The following is a 17249-nucleotide window of genomic DNA, read 5'->3' on the forward strand; positions in this document are numbered from 1 at the left end:
GCAGGGGGTCCGGGGGGCGCGAAGCCCCCCGGTCCTTGCGATCTATTCCGCTGCCGCGCGCTTCGGCAGGACCCAATCGGGCCGGGGGAAGTGGCAGGTATAGCCGTTGGGAAAGCGTTCCAGGTAATCCTGGTGCTCGGGCTCGGCCTCCCAGAAATCGCCGGCGGGCGCCAGTTCGGTGACGACGCGGCCGGGCCAGATGCCCGAGGCGTCCACATCCGCGATCGTGTCCAGGGCCACCTGCTTCTGGGCCTCGTCGGCATAGTAGATCCCGGACCGATAGCCCGGGCCGATGTCGTTGCCCTGGCGGTTCGGCGTGCTGGGATCGTGGATCTGGAAGAAGAACTCCAGCAGCCGGCGATAGCTCATCAGGTCGGGATCGAAGGTGATCTCGATGGCCTCGGCATGGGTGCCGTGGTTGCGATAGGTGGCGTTGGGGATGTCGCCGCCGGAATAGCCGACGCGGGTCGACACGACGCCGGGCAGGCGCCGGATCAGGTCCTGCATGCCCCAGAAGCAGCCGCCGGCCAGGATTGCGCGCTCAGTCATGATGGGCCTCCTCGACCTGGGTCAGATAGTCGCCATAGCCCTCGGCCTCCATCCGGTCCTTGGGCACGAAGCGCAGCGAGGCCGAGTTGATGCAGTAGCGCAGGCCCCCCTGGTCCTGCGGACCGTCGGGGAAGACATGGCCCAGATGGCTGTCGCCGTGCTTCGAGCGGACCTCGATCCGGACCATGCCGTGGCTGACATCGCGATGCTCGGTCACGTTGTCCGCGATGGGCTTGGTGAAGGCCGGCCAGCCGCAGCCCGAGTTGTATTTCGTCGAACTGACGAACAGCGGCTCGCCCGAGACAATGTCTACATAGATGCCGGCGTCGAAATGATGGTCGTATTCGCCGGTGAAGGCCCGTTCGGTGCCGTTCTCCTGCGTGACGCGATACTGGTCCGGGGTCAGCCGGTCGATCGCATCCTGGGTTTTCTGATAGGCCACTCTGTCCTCCGGGAATGGTGCCGTCCGCCCTCTATATGGGAAGCGGAGGGCCGATCCGCAAAGGTCAGGATCGCGAAACCGCGTCCCGCGCGGCGTGATATTCCGCCGCAAGCCGGTCGATGCGGGCGGCGGCGGGCATGATGTCGCGGACCGCGCCGATCCCCTGGCCCGCGCCCCAGATCGTGCTCCAGGCCTTGGGCTTGCTGGACCCGTCGGCAAAGTTCATCGCGCTGGCATCCGCGCCCTCCAGCGCGTCCGGGTCCAAGCCTGCCTTGCGGATCGAGGGCGCCAGATAGTTGCCCGACACCCCGGTAAACAGCGACGAGGTGACGATGTCGCCCGCCCCGCTGTCGACGATCATCTGCTTGTAGGCGGGCTCGGCCTGGGCCTCGGTCGTGGCGATGAAGGGGCTGCCGATATAGGCCAGATCCGCTCCCATCACCTGCGCCGCCAGCACCGCGCGGCCCGTGGCGATGGAGCCCGACAGCAGCAGCGGACCGTCGAACCAGTCGCGGATCTCCTGGATCAGCGCGAAGGGCGATTGCGGGCCGGCATGGCCGCCAGCGCCGGCGGCCACCGCGATCAGCCCGTCGGCGCCCTTCTCGACGGCCTTTTTCGCGAAGACATTGTTGATCACGTCATGCAGCGCGATGCCGCCGCAGTCATGGGCGGCCTGGTTCACCTCGACCCGCGCGCCAAGCGAGGTGATCCAGATCGGCACCTTGTGGCGGTGGCAGATCTCGATGTCGCGCTCCAGCCGGGCATTGCTGCGATGCACGATCTGGTTCACGGCGAAGGGCGCCGCCGGGTGGTCGGGGTTCGCTTGGTTGTGGCGGTCCAGCTCCTCCTCGATCCGGGTCAGCCAGGCGTCCAGCAGGCACGGTTCGCCGTCCTTCTCGCGGGCGTTCAGCGCGGGAAAGCTGCCGACGATGCCCGCCTTGCATTGCGCGATGACCAGATCTGGGCCCGAGACGATGAACATGGGCGAGGCGATGACGGGGATGCGCAGGTTCTGCAGGATCAGTGGCAGCATGGGGTCCTCCCTTGAGTGCGGCCACGATGCCGCGCGTTTGGGCAGTGGGCAAGCCGTGACGCGGCGACAGGGTGCGGGCTCTGGCCATCGCAGGTGGGGCGGCCTAAGCCGGGGGCGGAAATTGCACATCGTGAAAGGCCCGCCCCATGATCCGTCCCGCCCTTGCCCTGCTGCTGAGTGCCGCGCCGCTGGCCGCCCACAGCCCGGATGACCAGACCCCCCATGACCAGACCGGGCGCATCGCGGTCATGTCCGCCTTCGAGCCGGAATGGATCAGTCTGCAGGCCGATCTGGAGGGGGCCGAGACGCAGACCATCAACGGCACCGAATTCATCACCGGCACCCTGTCGGGGCAGGAGGTGGTGCTGTTCCTGTCGGGCGTGTCGATGGTGAATGCCGCGATGACCACGCAGATGGCGCTGGAGCGGTTCGACATCGAGGCGATCGTCTTTTCCGGCATCGCGGGCGGCGTCGATCCCTCGCTGAACATCGGCGACGTGGTGGTGGCCGCCGAATGGGGCCAGTGGCTGGAGACGGTCATGGCGCGGCAGGTGGGCGAGGCGTTCGAGCTGCCGGGCTTTCTGGACTCGCCCTTTGCGAACGAGGGGATGATCTTTACCCGCGAGACGACCGTCGCCTCGGATCGCGGCGCGCCCGAGCGGCGGTTCTGGTTCCCCGCCGATCCGGCCCTGCTGGAGGTCGCGGGCCGCGTGGCCGAGGAGACCGACCTGGCCGCCTGCAACGCGGATAACGCCTGCCTGACCGAGCCGCCGCAGATCCGCGTCGGCGGGAACGGCGTGTCGGGGTCGTCCTTCATGGACAACGCGCAGCTGCGCGACTGGCTGGCGGGCACCTTCGAGGCGCAGGTGGTGGACATGGAATCGGCCGCCGTCGCGCAGGTGGCCTGGGCCAATCAGGTGCCGTTCATCGCCTTCCGGTCGCTGTCGGACCTGGCGGGCGGCGGCGAGGGCGAGAACGAGATGGGCGTCTTCATGTCGCTGGCCTCCGAGAACTCGGCCACGCTGGTCAAGGCCTTCCTGGCCGAGATGCCCTGACCGAAAAGGCCCCGGATCGCTCCGGGGCCTCTTGCTCCAGAGGGGCTCAGTGAACCGGCACGGTCGGGCGCGGTCCCTCGCCGATGGCGCCGAGGCGGGGGCCGGCCTGGCCCACGCGGTTGCCGACCAGCAGCCCGTCGGGGCTGGCGCTGACCTTGACCGTCGCGCCGTCCAGCACCTCGCCGGACAGCAGCAGCTCCGCCAGAGGATCCTGCAGCGCGCGCTGGATCACGCGTTTCAGCGGGCGGGCGCCGAAGACCGGGTCATAGCCCTGATCGCCCAGCCACATGCGCGCGGCATCGTCCACGTCCAGCACGATCTTGCGCGCCGCCAGCCGCCGTTCCAGCCGGCCCATCTGCACCTTGACGATCCCGTCCATGTTCGTCCGCGAGAGCCTGCGGAAGATGATGATCTCGTCCAGGCGGTTCAGGAACTCGGGCCGGAAATGGCCGCGCACCGCCTCCATCACCTGATGGCGGGCGTCCGAGGCGTCGGCCTCCTCGGGCAGATGCGACAGGGCCTGGCTGCCGAGGTTCGAGGTCAGGATGATCAGCGTCTGCTTGAAATCCACCGTCCGGCCCTGACCGTCGGTCAGGACGCCATCGTCCAGCACCTGCAAGAGCACGTTGAAGACATCCGGATGCGCCTTCTCGACCTCGTCGAACAGGATCACCTGATAGGGGCGGCGGCGGACGGCCTCGGTCAGCACGCCCCCCTCGTCATAGCCGACATAGCCCGGAGGGGCGCCGATCAGCCGGGCCACGGAATGTTTTTCCATGAACTCGGACATGTCGATGCGGACCATCGCTGAATCATCGTCGAACATGTATTCGGCCAGCGCCTTGGTCAGTTCGGTCTTGCCGACGCCGGTGGGGCCCAGGAACAGGAACGAGCCCAGGGGGCGGTTCTCGTCGTTCAGCCCCGCCCGCGCGCGGCGCACGGCATTGGAGACGGCGGTGACCGCCTCGGCCTGACCGATGACGCGCTTGCCGATCTGTTCCTCCATCTTCAGCAGCTTGTCGCGCTGGCCTTCCAGCATCTTGCTGGTCGGGATGCCGGTCCAGCGTTCCACCACCTCGGCGATCTGTTCGGGGCGCACGGCCTCTTCCACCATCCGCCCGTCGCCGGTCTCGGATTCGGCCAACTGCTTTTCCAGACCGGGGATTACGCCATAGGACAGTTCACCCGCGCGGGCCAGGTTGCCCTCTCGCTTGGCCTGTTCCAGATCGGCGCGGGCGCGTTCCAGCTGTTCCTTGAGGTTTCTGGACCCCTGCAACTGGTCGCGTTCGGCCTGCCAGCGGGCAGTCATCTCGGCGCTGCGCTCCTGCAGGCCGGACAGATCCTTCTCCAAACGCTCCAGCCGGTCGCGGCTTGCGGTGTCGTCTTCCTTCTTCAGCGCCTCGGCCTCGATCTGCAATTGCAGGATCTGGCGGTCCAGCTGATCCAGTTCCTCGGGCTTGCTGTCGACCTCCATCCGCAGGCGCGAGGCGGCCTCGTCCATCAGGTCGATGGCCTTGTCGGGCAGGAAGCGGTCGGTGATGTAGCGATGCGACAGGGTCGCCGCCGCGACCAGTGCGGCATCGCTGATGCGCACGCCGTGATGCAGCTCGTATTTCTCCTTGATGCCGCGCAGGATGCTGATCGTATCCTCGACGGTCGGCTCCTCGACCAGCACGGGCTGGAAGCGGCGGGCCAGGGCGGCGTCCTTCTCGATATACTTGCGGTATTCGTCCAGCGTGGTGGCGCCGACGCAGTGCAGCTCTCCGCGCGCAAGCGCGGGCTTGATGAGGTTGGCGGCATCCATGGCGCCGTCGCCCTTGCCCGCGCCGACCAGAACATGCATCTCGTCGATGAAGAGGATGATCTCGCCGGCGGCGGTCTCGATCTCCTTCAGGATGGATTTCAGCCGCTCCTCGAAGTCGCCGCGATATTTGGCGCCCGCGATCAGGGCGCCCATGTCCAGCGCCATCAGCCGCTTGTTGCGCAGGGATTCCGGCACGTCGCCGTCGATGATGCGGAGCGCCAGCCCCTCGGCGATGGCGGTCTTGCCGACGCCGGGTTCGCCGATCAGCACGGGGTTGTTCTTGGTGCGGCGCGACAGGACCTGCATGGCGCGGCGGATCTCCTCGTCGCGGCCGATGATCGGGTCGATCTTGCCGTCGCGGGCGGCCTGCGTCAGGTCGCGGGCGTATTTCTCCAGCGCCTCGTAGCTGTCCTCGGCCGAGGCCGTGTCGGCGGTGCGGCCCTTGCGGATGTCCGAGATGGCGGCATTGAGCGCCTGCGCGTTCACCGCGCCCGCCGTCAGCGCGTCGCGGGCATGGGTGTTGACCAGCGCCAGCGCCATCAGCACGCGCTCGGCCGGCACGAAACTGTCGCCGGATTTCTTGGCGACGGTCTCCGCCTCGTCCAGCACGCGGACCAGGGTCGGGTCGACATAGACCTGACCGCTGCCGGTGCCCGAGACCTTGGGCAGCCGGGCCACGGCCTGGTCGACCGCGTCGCGCACGCGCTTGGCGTCGCCGCCCGCGCGGGTGATCAGGTTGCTGGCCAGCCCCTGGTCGTCGTCCATCAGGGCTTTCAGCAGATGCTCGGGCATGACGCGCTGCTGGTTCTCGCGGATCGCGATGGTCTGGGCCGATTGCAGGAAGCCGCGCGACCGTTCCGTGAACTTCTCCATGTTCATCGGGCATTCTCCTTTGTCAAAAGCCCCCGGTCTGTCAGACGCCCTGATGCGGCACGCCCGGGTCCGGGTCTTGTGCTGATTTGGGGGGCAGTGGCGACGCTTTCAAGCGTCCCGCCCCCGTGCCATAAGGCGCGCATCACGCAAAAGGGGATGCAGGATGGATGACCGGCTGATCGTGGCGCTGGATGTGCCGAACGCGCTGGCGGGGCTGAAGCTGGCCGAGCAGCTGGGCGACGCCGTGGGCTTCTACAAGATCGGGCTGGGCATGCTGACCGGCGGCGGCCTGGGGTTGGCCAACGAGCTGAAGCAGGAGCATGGCAAGCGCATCTTCCTGGACATGAAGCTGTTCGACATCGGCGCCACCGTCGAGGCCGCCGTGCGGGGCCTGGCGCAGTTCGAGCTGGATTTCCTGACCGTGCATGGCGATCCGCATGTCGTGGCCGCCGCGATGCAGGGTGCGGCAGGGTCGGACATGAAGATCCTGGCGGTCACCGTCCTGACCTCGCTGGACCGCGCCGACATGGATGCGGGGATGATCCGGGCGGGCGATCTGCACGAGATCACCGTCGAACGCGCCGCCCGGGCCTATGAGGCGGGCGCCGACGGCGTCATCTGTTCCCCGCAGGAGGCCGCGGCGATTCGCGCCCTGCCGGGGTCGCGGCTGATCGTGACGCCGGGGGTGCGGCCGGTGGGCGCGGCACGCGGCGACCAGAAGCGGGTCGAGACGCCGGGCGACGCGCTGGCGGCGGGGGCCGATCACATCGTGGTGGGCCGCCCGATCTGGCAGGCCGCCGACCCGCGCGCGGCGGCGCAGTCGATCCTGTCGCAAATGGTCTGAACGGTCTGATCTGCTTGCTGCAAGCCCCGCCCGGGCGGGAACCGCATTGACCGGATGCCCGCCCCCGGGCCACCATCGCCTGGCATGGCAAGGGGGCGGAAATGGCGGGCGACGGCATTCGGCAGAAAGCCCAGAACGAGCTGGTCCTGTCCTTCCTGTCCGTGCGGCGAGCGATCGGGGCGCTTGGCTTCTTCCTGCCGCTGGCGCTGCTGGCGGCCTCGCTGGTCGAGCCGGGCGGGCTGCGGACCAGCCTGTCGGCCTATTACCATTCCCCCATGCGCGAGATCTTCGTGGGCACCCTGATCGCGCAGGCGGTGTTCCTGTGGAGCTATGAGGGGTTCCGCCCCGACGCGGGCGAGATCATTACCGACAAGCGCATGGCGCGGCTGGCCGCCCTGTCGGTCGCGCTGGTGGCGCTGCTGCCGACCACTGGGCCCCCGTCCCCCTGCACCGCGCTGCAATGCCTGCTGGGCGCGGGGCCGTCGGCGCTGATCCACACCCTTGCGGCGGGGCTGTTCTTCGGGGCGCTGGCGGTGTTCTGCCTGGTGCTGTTCGTGAAGGGGGTCGAGGACGGGCCGGAAAAGCGCGCCTCGAACCGGATCTATCGGGTCTGCGGCTGGACGATCATCGGCAGCATCGGGACCATCGGGCTGCTGTTCGCGACCGGGCTGGATCAGGTGCTGGCGCCGCTGCGCCCGGTCTTCTGGCTGGAGACGGCGGCCAGCTTCGCCTTCGCCACCAGCTGGGCGGTCAAGGGCGACAGCCTGCGCCCGCTGGTGCGCCGCGTCATGGCGGTGCAGGCCAGCTCGCCCTGATCCAGGCGCAGAAATACGGCACGGCGCGGGGATGGGCCAGATACTCCGCGACGGGCATCATCCGCCAGTGCTGCCCCTCGTCGCCAAAGCGGATCGCCGCAATCTCGGCCGCCGTCAGGGTGCCCGCGAACAGCCACGAGATCATCGGCGGCGCGGCATGGGACGGAAAGGTCCGGCCCCGCAGGCGGTCGGGGGGCAGGCGCAGGCCGAATTCCTCGTGCAGTTCGCGCAGCGCGCAGTCCAGGGGCGTCTCGGACCCCTCGCGGCCGCCGCCGGGCAGGTCCCAATGGCCGGGGAAGGGCAGGCCCGCGCGGTCGTCGCGCAGATAGGTCAGCATCCGCCCGTCCCGGGTCAGCAGCAGCTTGGCGCCGTGAAAGTCCACTGCGGCTATTCGGCGGCGATCCGGCCGCCCGCCGGATCGGCCAGCAGGCTGGTCAGGCGCCCCATCATCCGGTCGATCCGCGCGGCGAAGTCGTCGAAGTCGGCGCGCGGCGTCAGCGTCGCCTCGTGCATGTAGAGGGAGCGGTCGATCTCCAGCTGCACGACATGGACATGCTGCGCGGGCCGGCCATAGGCCGAGCAGATGTAGGCCCCCGAGAAGGGAGAGTTGCGCCGCACCGTCCAGCCCTCGGCCTCGATGGCGCCGCAGACCGCGTCCGAGACGCGCGCCGCCGCCGACAGCCCGTGGCGGTTGCCCAGCACCATGTCCGGGCGCGTGCCCTGCAGATGGCCGAGCGCGTCATGGGGCATGGAGTGCATGTCGATCAGGATCGCCTGCCCGAAGCGGGCGCGGGCCTGCGAGATCAGCCCCGACAGGGCGGCATGATAGGGGCGCCAGCAGCTGTCGATGCGGCGGTCGGCCTCGGCCCGGTCGATCTGGCGGTCGTGGATCGCGCGGCCCTGCGACACGACGCGGGGAATTACCCCCAGCCCTGCCAGGGTGCGCTGGTTCAGCGGATGGCGCGGCACGCCGCGCACGACCAGCGGGTCGATCTCGTCCGCGCCCCGGTTCAGGTCCACGATGCAGCGCGGAATGCGCGCGGCCAGCGTCACCGCGCCATGCCGGATGGCGGGCGCGATCAGGCGGTCGATGAAGGCATCCTCGGACGAGCGCAGGGCGGCCACCGGCAGGCGCGTCTCGCGCAGGAACCAGTCGGGATAGTCGCGTCCCGAATGGGGCGAGGCAAAGATCACGCCGGACAGCCAGGCGTCCGGGCGTGTCAGCACGTATGACAGGTCGGGAGACAGGTCAGGCTGGGACAAGGACAGTCCTCGGCATCCGTTGCGATGGCGCATATAAACCTGAAATCCTGGTTGCCGATAGGTCTTGAATACCCCCGAGACCCTCGTTATAGACACGCGAACCGAGGGGGTCCCAAAGGGTTTTCGCAAGGAAACGTGATGGAATCACCGAGGAACGGGCGGTTAGCTCAGCGGTAGAGCACTACGTTGACATCGTAGTGGCCACTGGTTCGATCCCAGTACCGCCCACCAATATTTCGCCGCCCCCGGCCACAACCGGGGGCATTTCGTTTTCCTGGCGGCAGCGCAGCGCCGCGACGATGGAGACAACCGATGAAGGTTCGCAATTCGCTCCGCTCGCTCAAGAGCCGGCACCGCGACTGCCAGGTCGTGCGCCGCAAGGGCCGCGTCTACGTGATCAACAAGACCAACCGCCGCTTCAAGGCCCGTCAGGGCTGATCCGCGGGGACTTGGCCGGGCTTCCGGCAGGTCACGGGAAACGACAGCATCACCCGCCCCGCAAGGGGCGGGTTTTTTCATGGCCGGGTCTCTCGCGCCCGGCAGCCGTTAAGCTATTGTCAACTTTCTCCTGTGGGTTGAACGCCCGAAACGCTATGATCGCGCTGCAGGCAGTGGGCCTCGCGGGTGCGGGAACGGGCGAATGATGATTCTGGGCGGACTACTGGGCGTGCTGATGGCGGGGCTGCTGGTCGACGGATCGGGGATGGTCGCGGGCACCAAGGCCGAGGACGAGGACAACGACCAAGACGCCCCCGAACCCGAGGAGGAGGCGCTGCCGCCCATCATGCCCGGGCCCGACGATTCCGTGATGCCCGGGCCCGAGGACCCCCCGCAGACCGAGTCCGAGGCCGAGGACGATGCGCCCGGCGGCGCCTTCGACGGGTCGGACGATCTGGACTTCATCATGGGCTCGACCGGCCACGACATGATTCGCGGAGGCGGCGGGGGCGACGACCTGCGCGGCGGTCTGGGCGACGACACGATCCATGGCGGCGACGGCAACGACTGGATCCAGGGCGACGCCGATTACGGGCTTGGCGGGGACGACGTGATCCATGGCGGGGCGGGCGACGACGTCCTGGCCGGGCAGGGCGGCGACGACCTGCTGTTCGGCGATCCGGGCGACGACACGCTGCTGGGCGGCGCGGGCAATGATTCGCTGTTCGGCGGGGCGGGCAACGACATCCTTTCGGGTCATGACGGCGACGACCTGCTGGTCTCGACCCAAGGGTCGGACGATCTGGACGGCGGGCGCGGCAACGACGTGCTGATCGGCCATGACGGCCCCGAGACGGTCTGGATGAACGGCGGCGAGGGCGACGACGTGCTGATGCCCGGCGCCCACGACTTCGCCTCGGGGAATGCGGGGGCCGATACCTTCGTGCTGCGCCACGTTCCCGAGGGTTTCCCCACCATCGCCGATTACGACGCCGCCGAGGACCAGATCACCCTGCATGTGCGGGCCGATCTGGCCGAGGGCGCACTGCTGACCCTGCGCGAGGACGGCGACGGCACCTATCTGCTGGAGATGAACGGCGACCCGGTGGGCCGCTTCCTGGGCGGCGGCGGGCTGCGGCTGGAGGATGTGCGCATCGAGCCGGTCCCGGCCTGAACGGGCTTTCCTTTCGCGCGCCGTTCGGCTAGACGCGCGCATCCGCCGGGCATCCGGCCCGTGCGGTGCATCCTATGGACCTTGCTGGACGACATCCCGGCCTGCGCCCCCACCCCTGTTTCCAAAGGAGATCCCGATGTCGATCACCGTCGAAGAAAAAGCCCGCGTCATCAAGGAATTCGGCACAAAGGAAGGCGATACCGGTTCGCCCGAGGTGCAGGTCGCGATCCTGACCTCGCGCATCGTCACCCTGACCGAGCACTTCAAGTCGCACAAGAAGGACAACCACTCGCGTCGTGGCCTTCTGATGATGGTCGCGCAGCGCCGCAAGCTGCTGGACTATCTGAAGAACAAGGAAGAGGCGCGCTACACCGCCCTCATCGGCAAGCTGGGCCTGCGTCGCTGAGCCTGCGCGCCTTGGCGTGATGCCGCACCGCCCGCGACCCTGTCGCGGGCGTCTTGCGTTCTGCCGCCGCGATGGCCCCGGCTTGCACCCGGCGCGGCCACCGCTAGAACGGAGGGATGACCCCCGTTTCCCCGCACAGACCCGTGGTCGCCGTTCTGGCCGTCGTCCTGCGCGACGGCCATGCGCTGCTGGTGCAACGGGCCAATCCGCCCGATGCCGGGTTCTGGGGCTTTCCCGGCGGCAAGGTCGACGCCGGAGAGACCCTGCTGGCCGCCGCCGAACGCGAGCTGCGCGAGGAGACAGGCGTCATCGCCCGCGCCGACCGGGTGCTGACCGCCCTCGATGCGCTGGACCGCGACGGGACGGGCGAACTGCGCCACCATTTCGTGCTGGTCGCGGTGCTGTGCCATTGGCAATCGGGCGAGCCCCGTGCTGCCGACGATGCGCTGGACGCGGCCTGGGTGCCGCTGGCGGGGCTGGCCTGCGGGCGGCGGCTCAGCCGCGACGTCGCTGCGCTGGCGGGGATGGCGGCGGGGCTGCCCGAGGCGCCCTGATCGTGGCCTGCGGCGATGGGTCCCGAGGCCGTCGCGGCCGCGGTTGCGGGCCGGTGCCACGACACTTCCCAAATGGGGGGATTTCCTGTATTGCCCCTGACATCTGTGACGTGCGGCCCGGCCCCGGGGCACATGCAAAGGATTAGGGGCGGCGGCAATGGGGCCGCGATACATGACATGGGTGGCCGGAGGGCCGGTGCACCCTTTGAGGAAATCAGATGTTTGATGAAGTGAAGAAATCGATCCAGTGGGGCCAGGAAACCCTCACTCTGGAAACGGGCAAGGTTGCCCGCCAGGCCGACGGCAGCGTCATCGCCACCCTGGGCGAGACCAGCGTGATGGCCAACGTCACCTTCGCCAAGTCGCCGAAGCCGGGCCAGGACTTCTTCCCGCTGACGGTGCATTACCAGGAAAAATACTATGCCGCCGGCAAGGTCCCGGGCGGTTTCTTCAAGCGCGAGGCGCGCCCGTCGGAAAAGGAGACGCTGACCGCGCGCCTGATCGACCGGCCGATCCGCCCGCTGTTCGCCCCCGGCTTCAAGCATGAAGTGCTGGTGATGTGCACGGTGCTGAGCCACGACCTGGTCAACGATCCCGACATGGTCGCGATGATCGCGACGAGCGCCGCGCTGACCATCTCGGGCGTGCCCTTCATGGGCCCGATCGCGGCCGCCCGCGTCGGCTTCTCGAACGGCGAATATGTGCTGAACCCGGAAGTTCAGGACATGGACAAGCTGCGCATGAACCCCGAGCAGCGCCTGGATCTGGTCGTCGCCGGCACCCGCGACGCCGTGATGATGGTGGAATCGGAAGCCTACGAGCTGACCGAAGAGGAAATGCTGGGCGCCGTGAAATTCGGCCATGACGCGCTGAAGCCGGTGATCGACCTGATCATCGAGCTGGCCGAGGACGCCGCCAAGGAGCCCTTCGACTATCAGGCTCCCGACTACAGCGCGCTCTACACCCGCGTGAAGACCCTGGGCGAGGCCGACATGCGCGCCGCCTACGCGATCCGCGACAAGGCCGAGCGTCAGGACGCCGTCTCGGCGGCCAAGACCAAGGTGAAGGAGCAGCTGTCCGAGGACGAGCTGGCCGATGCCAACCTGGGTTCGGCGCTGAAAAAGCTGGAATCCGGCATCCTGCGCGGCGACATCATCAGCGGCGGCGCCCGGATCGACGGTCGCGACACCAAGACGGTGCGCTCGATCGTGTCCGAAGTGGGCATCCTGCCGCGCACGCACGGCTCGGCCCTGTTCACCCGCGGCGAGACGCAGGCGCTGGTCGTGACCACGCTGGGCACCGGCGATGACGAGCAGATCATCGACGCGCTGCACGGCAACTCGCGCTCGAACTTCCTGCTGCACTACAACTTCCCCCCCTATTCGGTGGGCGAGGTCGGCCGCGTCGCGGGCCCCGGCCGTCGCGAGATCGGCCATGGCAAGCTGGCATGGCGCGCGCTGCAGGCGGTCCTGCCCGCACCGACCGACTTCCCCTACACCATCCGCGTCGTGTCCGAGATCACGGAATCGAACGGCTCGTCCAGCATGGCCTCGGTCTGCGGCGGCTCGCTGTCGATGATGGATGCGGGCGTGCCGCTGAAGGCGCCGGTCGCGGGTGTGGCCATGGGCCTGATCCTGGAAGACGACGGCCGCTATGCGGTGCTGACCGACATCCTGGGCGACGAGGATCACCTGGGCGACATGGACTTCAAGGTGGCGGGCACCCAGAACGGGATCACCTCGCTGCAGATGGACATCAAGGTCGCGGGCATCACGCCCGAGATCATGGAGCAGGCCCTGGCCCAGGCCAAGGACGGTCGTCTGCACATCCTGGCCGAGATGGCCAACGCCCTGACCCAGGGTCGCAGCGAGTTCAGCGCGCATGCGCCGCGCATCGAGACGATGCAGATCCCGACCGACAAGATCCGGGAGGTCATCGGCTCGGGCGGCAAGGTCATCCGCGAGATCGTCGAGGTCTCGGGTGCCAAGGTCGACATCAACGACGAGGGCGTCATCAAGATCGCCTCGGCCAATTCCGAGTCCATCAAGAAGGCCTATGACATGATCTATTCGATCGTGGCCGAGCCGGAAGAGGGCAAGGTCTATGTCGGCAAGGTCGTCAAGCTGGTCGACTTCGGCGCCTTCGTCAACTTCTTCGGCAAGCGCGACGGGCTGGTCCATGTCAGCCAGATCGCGGGCCGCCGCCTGTCCCACCCGAACGAGATCCTCAAAGAGGGTCAAGAGGTCAAGGTCAAGCTGCTGGGCTTCGACGACCGTGGCAAGGTCCGCCTTGGCATGAAGATGGTCGACCAGGAAACCGGCGCCGAGATCGACGAGAAGCAGCAGGAATCGGCCGAAGGCTGATCCGACTGCACTTTCTGGACGGGGGGCGGGCCAACCGCCCCCTCATCCGTTGCGCAGGTTGTCATGCCGACAGTCGCGCGACTTCTGCATCAAGGTCCTTTCGTGACGCAAAAGTCCTTCATGCCGCCAAAGCTGACCCTCTCGCAGAAGCTGGCACGGGAGACCCGCCGGCTTGGCCGCCAGGTGGCCGGGCTGGTCCTGCCGTCCTGGGGCCATGTCGCGCGCGTGGCCTATGATCGGCGCCGCGCCCGGTCGGTCCACGTGACCGATGGCGCGCAGGCTGCGCTGGACGAGATCTCGGTGCTGGTGATCTATCAGCCTGCGGGGCTGCTGGAATCGACGCGTTGGCAGATCCGCTGGATGGCCGCCCGGGGGGTGGCCGCCGTGGTCGTCTCGAACGCCCCCCTGAGCGACGATGATCGGCAGACGCTGGCGGGCATCGCCCATCTGGTGGTCGAGCGGCCCAATGTCGGATATGATTTCGGCGGCTACCGCGAGGGGATCCTGCAGCTGTCGGAGCGGGGCATCCGCCCCCGCGCCCTCTATGTGATGAACGACAGCATGTGGTTCCCGCTGTCCGAGGATTCGGACATCCTGGACCGCAGCCGCGCCGCCCCCGAGGATGTCTGGGGGCTGTTCGTCGATCTGGACTGGCGGCAACGGACGATCGGCAATCTGGACGGCTCCCATATCCAGTCCTATTTCTTCCGCTTCTCGCAGCGGCTTCTGGAGGATCCGGAGTTCTGGCGGTACTGGACCAAGATGTCGCTGGTCAGCTCGAAGCGGATCGTCATCCAGCTGCGCGAATTGCGGCTGGCCCGGCATTTCGCGGAAAGGGGCTATCGCGTGGGCGGCTTGCACAGCTGGAAGCAGGTGGTCCACTATCTGCTGACACTGGACGACGAGGACACCATGGGTCAGATCCTGCGGCATCAATGCCAGGTCAATCGCAAGGATGCCGCGGTCATCGAGCCGCTTCTGCACGAGGACGGGCTGTCCGCGCTGGACGTCCGGGATGCCCTGAGGGACCAGATCTCCAGGACGAACATTCTGGTCTTTTCGACCGCGCTGCACCCGGCGGTCATGACGGCCCTGGGGTTTCCGTTCCTCAAGAAGCAGAGGGTTCCCATGATGGTGGGCAAGCGCGCGAAGATCATCGAGAGCGGCCTGCATCATGACTTCCCCGACCCGATCGCGCGCGAGGTCGAGACATGGGATGCCGAGTTCCGCGGGGATGCCCGGCCATGAGCGACCCCCTTCTGATCCTCACCATGAAATGGGGCACGCTCTACAGCAGTGCCGATGTCAACCGGCTGGCGGCGCAGGTGCGGCGGCATCTGGACCGGCCGCACCGGTTCATCTGCTTCACCGACGATGCGGCGGGCCTGGAGGAGGGTGTCGAGGCGATGCCTCTGCCCGAGCTGGGCCTGCCCCAGGGGCATTCCGACACGCGCTGGCGCAAGCTGGCGCTGTTCCGGCGCGATCTGGGCGGCCTCAGCGGGACGGCGCTGTTTCTGGACCTGGATCTGGTCGTGGTGGACGACCTGGCGCCCTTCTTCGATCTGCCGGGCGATTTCTTCATCATCCGCGACGACGACCTCTTCCGCGCCAAGCCGCTGCGCCGGGTCAATCCCGGGCGTGACCGGTTCCTGCACAGCGTCGGCAATTCCAGCGTCTTCCGCTATCGCGTGGGGGCGCATGCCTATGTGCTGGACGCCTATCTGTCCGATCCGGCGGCAGCGACGGCGGGATATGAGATCAGCCAGCAGTTCCAGTCGGCGCAGCTGGCCAAGGCGGGGCACCTGCATTACTGGCCCAAGGGCTGGTGCGTCAGCTTCAAGAACGACTGCGTGCCGCGCCATCTGGCCAGCTATCTGCGCGACCCCTCGCTGCCGGCGGGGGCGAAGATCGTGCTGTTCGCGGGGGCGCCCAAGATGGAGGACGTCTTTGCCGGGCGCGGGCACAAGTGGTACCGCCGCATCGGCGATATCGGCTGGCTGCGCCGCGCCTGGCAGCAGCCGTGATCCGCGACGCCTTCCGCCGCTTCAAGCATCGCCGCCGCCTGAAGCACGCCCTGGCCGAGACCGAGGCGCGGCCCGCCGGACCGGGGCGGGCGCATGGCCTGCCCTCAGCGCTGATCGTGTCGGTGACCAGCCATCCGCCGCGCTTCGCGACGCTGGCGCCGACGCTGCGATCGCTGCTGCGCCAGACGGTGCAGCCCGACCGGGTGATCCTGTGGCTGGCCGAGGGCGACGCCGCCCACCTGCCACCTGCCATCCAAGACATGGCGGGGCTGGAGATCCGGACCTGCCCGGACTGGCGGTCCTACAAGAAGATCATCCCCGTGCTGCTGGCCCACCCGGAGGCGCATCTGGCGACGGCGGATGACGACGTGCATTACCCCGCCGACTGGCTGGAGCGGCTGGTCGCGGGGCTGGGAAAGGGGGGCGGCATCGCCTGCCTGCGGGCGCATCGGGTGGCGATGGCGGGCCCGGACCGGCCCGCGCCCTACGAGGACTGGGATCACAACCTGCGCGCGCCCGAGGCGGGGCCTGCGGTCTTTCCGACGGGCGTCAGCGGGGTGATCTATGCGCCCGGGGTCTTCCATCCTGACGTGACGCGGGAGGATCTGTTCACCCGACTGGCGCCGAGCGCGGACGATGTCTGGCTGTACTGGATGCACCGGATGGCGGGATCGCAGCCGCGCAAGATCGGCGGCCGCGCCCGGATCTTCGAATGGCAGGGCAGCCAGGCCGTCACCCTGCGCGCCGCCAACCGGCAGGGGCAGGGCAACGACCGGGCGATCGCCGCGCTGCTGGCGCAGTACGGCTGGCCCGGCTGAGGCCGGGCCGCGCGCCGACTACGCCGGATCCTTGGCATAGCGCAGATAGGGCAGCTTGATGTCCAAGGGCCCGAACCGGTCCTCGGCCGCCTTGTCGTCCAGCGACAGGGCGACGATCACGTCCTGGCCCGGCACCCAGTTGGCGGGGGTGGCGATGGGCACGCCGTCGGTCTTCTGCACCGCGTCCAGCGCCCGCAGGATCTCGGCGAAGTTGCGGCCCACGGACATGGGATAGGTCATCGTCAGGCGCACCTTCCTGTCGGGGCCGATGATGAAGACCGTGCGCACGGTCGCCGAATGGGCGGGCGTGCGCCCCTCGGTCGGCAGGTAGTAGTCGGCGGGCAGCATGTCATAGGCCTTGGCCACCGTCAGGTCGCTGTCGTCGATCATGGCGAAATCGGCCGGAACGCCCGCCAGCTTGCCGATATCGGCCTTCCATTTCTGGTGATCGTCCACGCTGTCCACGGACACGCCCAGCACCTTGGTGCCGCGCTTCTCGAATTCGGGGACCAGCTGCGCGACGGCGCCGAACTCGGTCGTGCAGACCGGGGTGAAGTCGCGCGGATGGCTGAAGATGACGGCATAGCTGTCGCCCAGCCAGTCGTGGAAATTGATCTGCCCCTCGGTGGAATTGGCGGTGAAGTCGGGGGCGATGTCGTTGATGCGCAGGGACATGGGGGTCCTTTCGGATGGGTTGGTTCAGGGGGAAACATAAGCGGCCCGCGGCGGATTGCCAGTGCCCCCTGCCAGATGAGGGGGGTCTTGCGAAGCGCGGACGGCGGTGACAGGCTTTG

General features: G+C 68.1%; 18 protein-coding genes and 1 tRNA gene. 12 read left to right on the forward strand and 7 right to left on the reverse strand.

The window, feature by feature from the left end; genetic code table 11:
• Positions 1 to 42: 42 nt before the first annotated feature.
• The 3 genes from msrA to E4191_RS01290 all read right to left on the reverse strand — a co-directional run bounded on the left by msrA (position 43) and on the right by E4191_RS01290 (position 2024).
• Positions 43 to 549 carry a peptide-methionine (S)-S-oxide reductase MsrA gene (gene msrA / locus E4191_RS01280; RefSeq protein WP_135311798.1) on the reverse strand — a complete coding sequence of 169 codons (507 nt, stop codon included), beginning with the start codon at positions 547 to 549 and terminating at the stop codon, positions 43 to 45.
• A complete protein-coding gene (gene msrB, locus E4191_RS01285) occupies positions 542 to 991 on the reverse strand; it encodes a peptide-methionine (R)-S-oxide reductase MsrB (protein WP_135311799.1) in 450 nt (149 codons plus the stop codon). Before msrB ends, msrA begins: the two co-directional genes overlap by 8 nt.
• A 64-nt stretch (positions 992 to 1055) precedes the next feature.
• The gene (locus E4191_RS01290; RefSeq protein WP_135311800.1) at positions 1056 to 2024 is read right to left on the reverse strand and encodes an NAD(P)H-dependent flavin oxidoreductase; all 969 of its coding nucleotides are present in this window, start codon (positions 2022 to 2024) and stop codon (positions 1056 to 1058) included.
• Positions 2025 to 2170: 146 nt separating this feature from the next.
• Between E4191_RS01290 and mtnN the strand changes: the two genes are divergently transcribed.
• Positions 2171 to 3079: a 5'-methylthioadenosine/S-adenosylhomocysteine nucleosidase gene (gene mtnN, locus E4191_RS01295; protein WP_135311801.1), complete on the forward strand. Its 909-nt coding sequence runs from the start codon at positions 2171 to 2173 to the stop codon at positions 3077 to 3079.
• Positions 3080 to 3125: 46 nt separating this feature from the next.
• On the opposite strand, the gene clpB is transcribed toward mtnN, so the two are convergent.
• Positions 3126 to 5762: an ATP-dependent chaperone ClpB gene (gene clpB / locus E4191_RS01300; RefSeq protein WP_135311802.1), complete on the reverse strand. Its 2637-nt coding sequence runs from the start codon at positions 5760 to 5762 to the stop codon at positions 3126 to 3128.
• A gap of 157 nt (positions 5763 to 5919) precedes the next feature.
• Between clpB and pyrF the strand changes: the two genes are divergently transcribed.
• The gene (pyrF, locus tag E4191_RS01305; RefSeq protein ID WP_135311803.1) at positions 5920 to 6600 is read left to right on the forward strand and encodes an orotidine-5'-phosphate decarboxylase; all 681 of its coding nucleotides are present in this window, start codon (positions 5920 to 5922) and stop codon (positions 6598 to 6600) included.
• A gap of 101 nt (positions 6601 to 6701) precedes the next feature.
• On the forward strand, positions 6702 to 7415 hold the full coding sequence (locus tag E4191_RS01310) for a DUF998 domain-containing protein (RefSeq protein ID WP_135311804.1): 714 nt from the start codon (positions 6702 to 6704) through the stop codon (positions 7413 to 7415).
• On the opposite strand, the gene E4191_RS01315 is transcribed toward E4191_RS01310, so the two are convergent.
• Positions 7387 to 7797, reverse strand: a complete 411-nt coding sequence (locus E4191_RS01315; RefSeq protein WP_228461437.1) for an NUDIX hydrolase — start codon at positions 7795 to 7797, stop codon at positions 7387 to 7389. The genes E4191_RS01310 and E4191_RS01315 overlap by 29 nt on opposite strands.
• A gap of 5 nt (positions 7798 to 7802) precedes the next feature.
• The gene (locus tag E4191_RS01320; RefSeq protein ID WP_228461439.1) at positions 7803 to 8678 is read right to left on the reverse strand and encodes an N-formylglutamate amidohydrolase; all 876 of its coding nucleotides are present in this window, start codon (positions 8676 to 8678) and stop codon (positions 7803 to 7805) included.
• A gap of 156 nt (positions 8679 to 8834) precedes the next feature.
• Between E4191_RS01320 and E4191_RS01325 the strand changes: the two genes are divergently transcribed.
• The 9 genes from E4191_RS01325 to E4191_RS01365 all read left to right on the forward strand — a co-directional run bounded on the left by E4191_RS01325 (position 8835) and on the right by E4191_RS01365 (position 16455).
• Positions 8835 to 8909: transfer RNA gene (locus E4191_RS01325), tRNA-Val, on the forward strand.
• An 81-nt stretch (positions 8910 to 8990) separates the two neighbouring features.
• Positions 8991 to 9116: a type B 50S ribosomal protein L36 gene (ykgO, locus tag E4191_RS01330; protein WP_119747228.1), complete on the forward strand. Its 126-nt coding sequence runs from the start codon at positions 8991 to 8993 to the stop codon at positions 9114 to 9116.
• A 202-nt stretch (positions 9117 to 9318) separates the two neighbouring features.
• A complete protein-coding gene (locus tag E4191_RS01335; RefSeq protein WP_135311807.1) occupies positions 9319 to 10290 on the forward strand; it encodes a calcium-binding protein in 972 nt (323 codons plus the stop codon).
• A 136-nt stretch (positions 10291 to 10426) separates the two neighbouring features.
• Positions 10427 to 10696 (forward strand): 30S ribosomal protein S15, encoded by a 270-nt coding sequence (gene rpsO / locus E4191_RS01340; RefSeq protein WP_135311808.1) that lies wholly within the window; start codon positions 10427 to 10429, stop codon positions 10694 to 10696.
• Between the two features lie 116 nt (positions 10697 to 10812).
• On the forward strand, positions 10813 to 11250 hold the full coding sequence (locus E4191_RS01345; protein ID WP_135311809.1) for an NUDIX hydrolase: 438 nt from the start codon (positions 10813 to 10815) through the stop codon (positions 11248 to 11250).
• A gap of 218 nt (positions 11251 to 11468) precedes the next feature.
• Positions 11469 to 13613: a polyribonucleotide nucleotidyltransferase gene (pnp, locus tag E4191_RS01350; RefSeq protein WP_135311810.1), complete on the forward strand. Its 2145-nt coding sequence runs from the start codon at positions 11469 to 11471 to the stop codon at positions 13611 to 13613.
• A 102-nt stretch (positions 13614 to 13715) separates the two neighbouring features.
• Positions 13716 to 14861: a rhamnan synthesis F family protein gene (locus E4191_RS01355; RefSeq protein ID WP_176562610.1), complete on the forward strand. Its 1146-nt coding sequence runs from the start codon at positions 13716 to 13718 to the stop codon at positions 14859 to 14861.
• Positions 14858 to 15637, forward strand: coding sequence for a hypothetical protein (locus tag E4191_RS01360; RefSeq protein WP_135311812.1), 780 nt, complete (start codon positions 14858 to 14860; stop codon positions 15635 to 15637). The genes E4191_RS01355 and E4191_RS01360 overlap by 4 nt, the downstream gene beginning before the upstream one ends.
• Entirely contained in the window at positions 15634 to 16455 is an 822-nt protein-coding gene (locus E4191_RS01365) for a glycosyltransferase family 2 protein (RefSeq protein WP_135311813.1), read from the forward strand. Before E4191_RS01360 ends, E4191_RS01365 begins: the two co-directional genes overlap by 4 nt.
• Positions 16456 to 16473: 18 nt before the next feature.
• On the opposite strand, the gene E4191_RS01370 is transcribed toward E4191_RS01365, so the two are convergent.
• The gene (locus tag E4191_RS01370; RefSeq protein WP_135311814.1) at positions 16474 to 17130 is read right to left on the reverse strand and encodes a peroxiredoxin; all 657 of its coding nucleotides are present in this window, start codon (positions 17128 to 17130) and stop codon (positions 16474 to 16476) included.
• Positions 17131 to 17249 lie beyond the last annotated feature (119 nt).

Source organism: Paracoccus liaowanqingii, assembly GCF_004683865.2.
GTDB lineage: Bacteria > Pseudomonadota > Alphaproteobacteria > Rhodobacterales > Rhodobacteraceae > Paracoccus > Paracoccus liaowanqingii.

Bases quoted from the DNA above. Each gene is read 5' to 3' on its own strand.
- E4191_RS01345 (WP_135311809.1), top strand. From the start codon at position 10,813: ATGACCCCCGTTTCCCCGCACAGACCCGTGGTCGCCGTTCTGGCCGTC.
- E4191_RS01335 (WP_135311807.1), top strand. From the start codon at position 9,319: ATGATGATTCTGGGCGGACTACTGGGCGTGCTGATGGCGGGGCTGCTG.
- E4191_RS01310 (WP_135311804.1), top strand. From the start codon at position 6,702: ATGGCGGGCGACGGCATTCGGCAGAAAGCCCAGAACGAGCTGGTCCTG.
- pnp (WP_135311810.1), top strand. From the start codon at position 11,469: ATGTTTGATGAAGTGAAGAAATCGATCCAGTGGGGCCAGGAAACCCTC.
- rpsO (WP_135311808.1), top strand. From the start codon at position 10,427: ATGTCGATCACCGTCGAAGAAAAAGCCCGCGTCATCAAGGAATTCGGC.
- E4191_RS01290 (WP_135311800.1), bottom strand. From the start codon at position 2,024: ATGCTGCCACTGATCCTGCAGAACCTGCGCATCCCCGTCATCGCCTCG.
- msrA (WP_135311798.1), bottom strand. From the start codon at position 549: ATGACTGAGCGCGCAATCCTGGCCGGCGGCTGCTTCTGGGGCATGCAG.
- pyrF (WP_135311803.1), top strand. From the start codon at position 5,920: ATGGATGACCGGCTGATCGTGGCGCTGGATGTGCCGAACGCGCTGGCG.
- E4191_RS01370 (WP_135311814.1), bottom strand. From the start codon at position 17,130: ATGTCCCTGCGCATCAACGACATCGCCCCCGACTTCACCGCCAATTCC.
- mtnN (WP_135311801.1), top strand. From the start codon at position 2,171: ATGATCCGTCCCGCCCTTGCCCTGCTGCTGAGTGCCGCGCCGCTGGCC.
- clpB (WP_135311802.1), bottom strand. From the start codon at position 5,762: ATGAACATGGAGAAGTTCACGGAACGGTCGCGCGGCTTCCTGCAATCG.
- ykgO (WP_119747228.1), top strand. From the start codon at position 8,991: ATGAAGGTTCGCAATTCGCTCCGCTCGCTCAAGAGCCGGCACCGCGAC.
- E4191_RS01360 (WP_135311812.1), top strand. From the start codon at position 14,858: ATGAGCGACCCCCTTCTGATCCTCACCATGAAATGGGGCACGCTCTAC.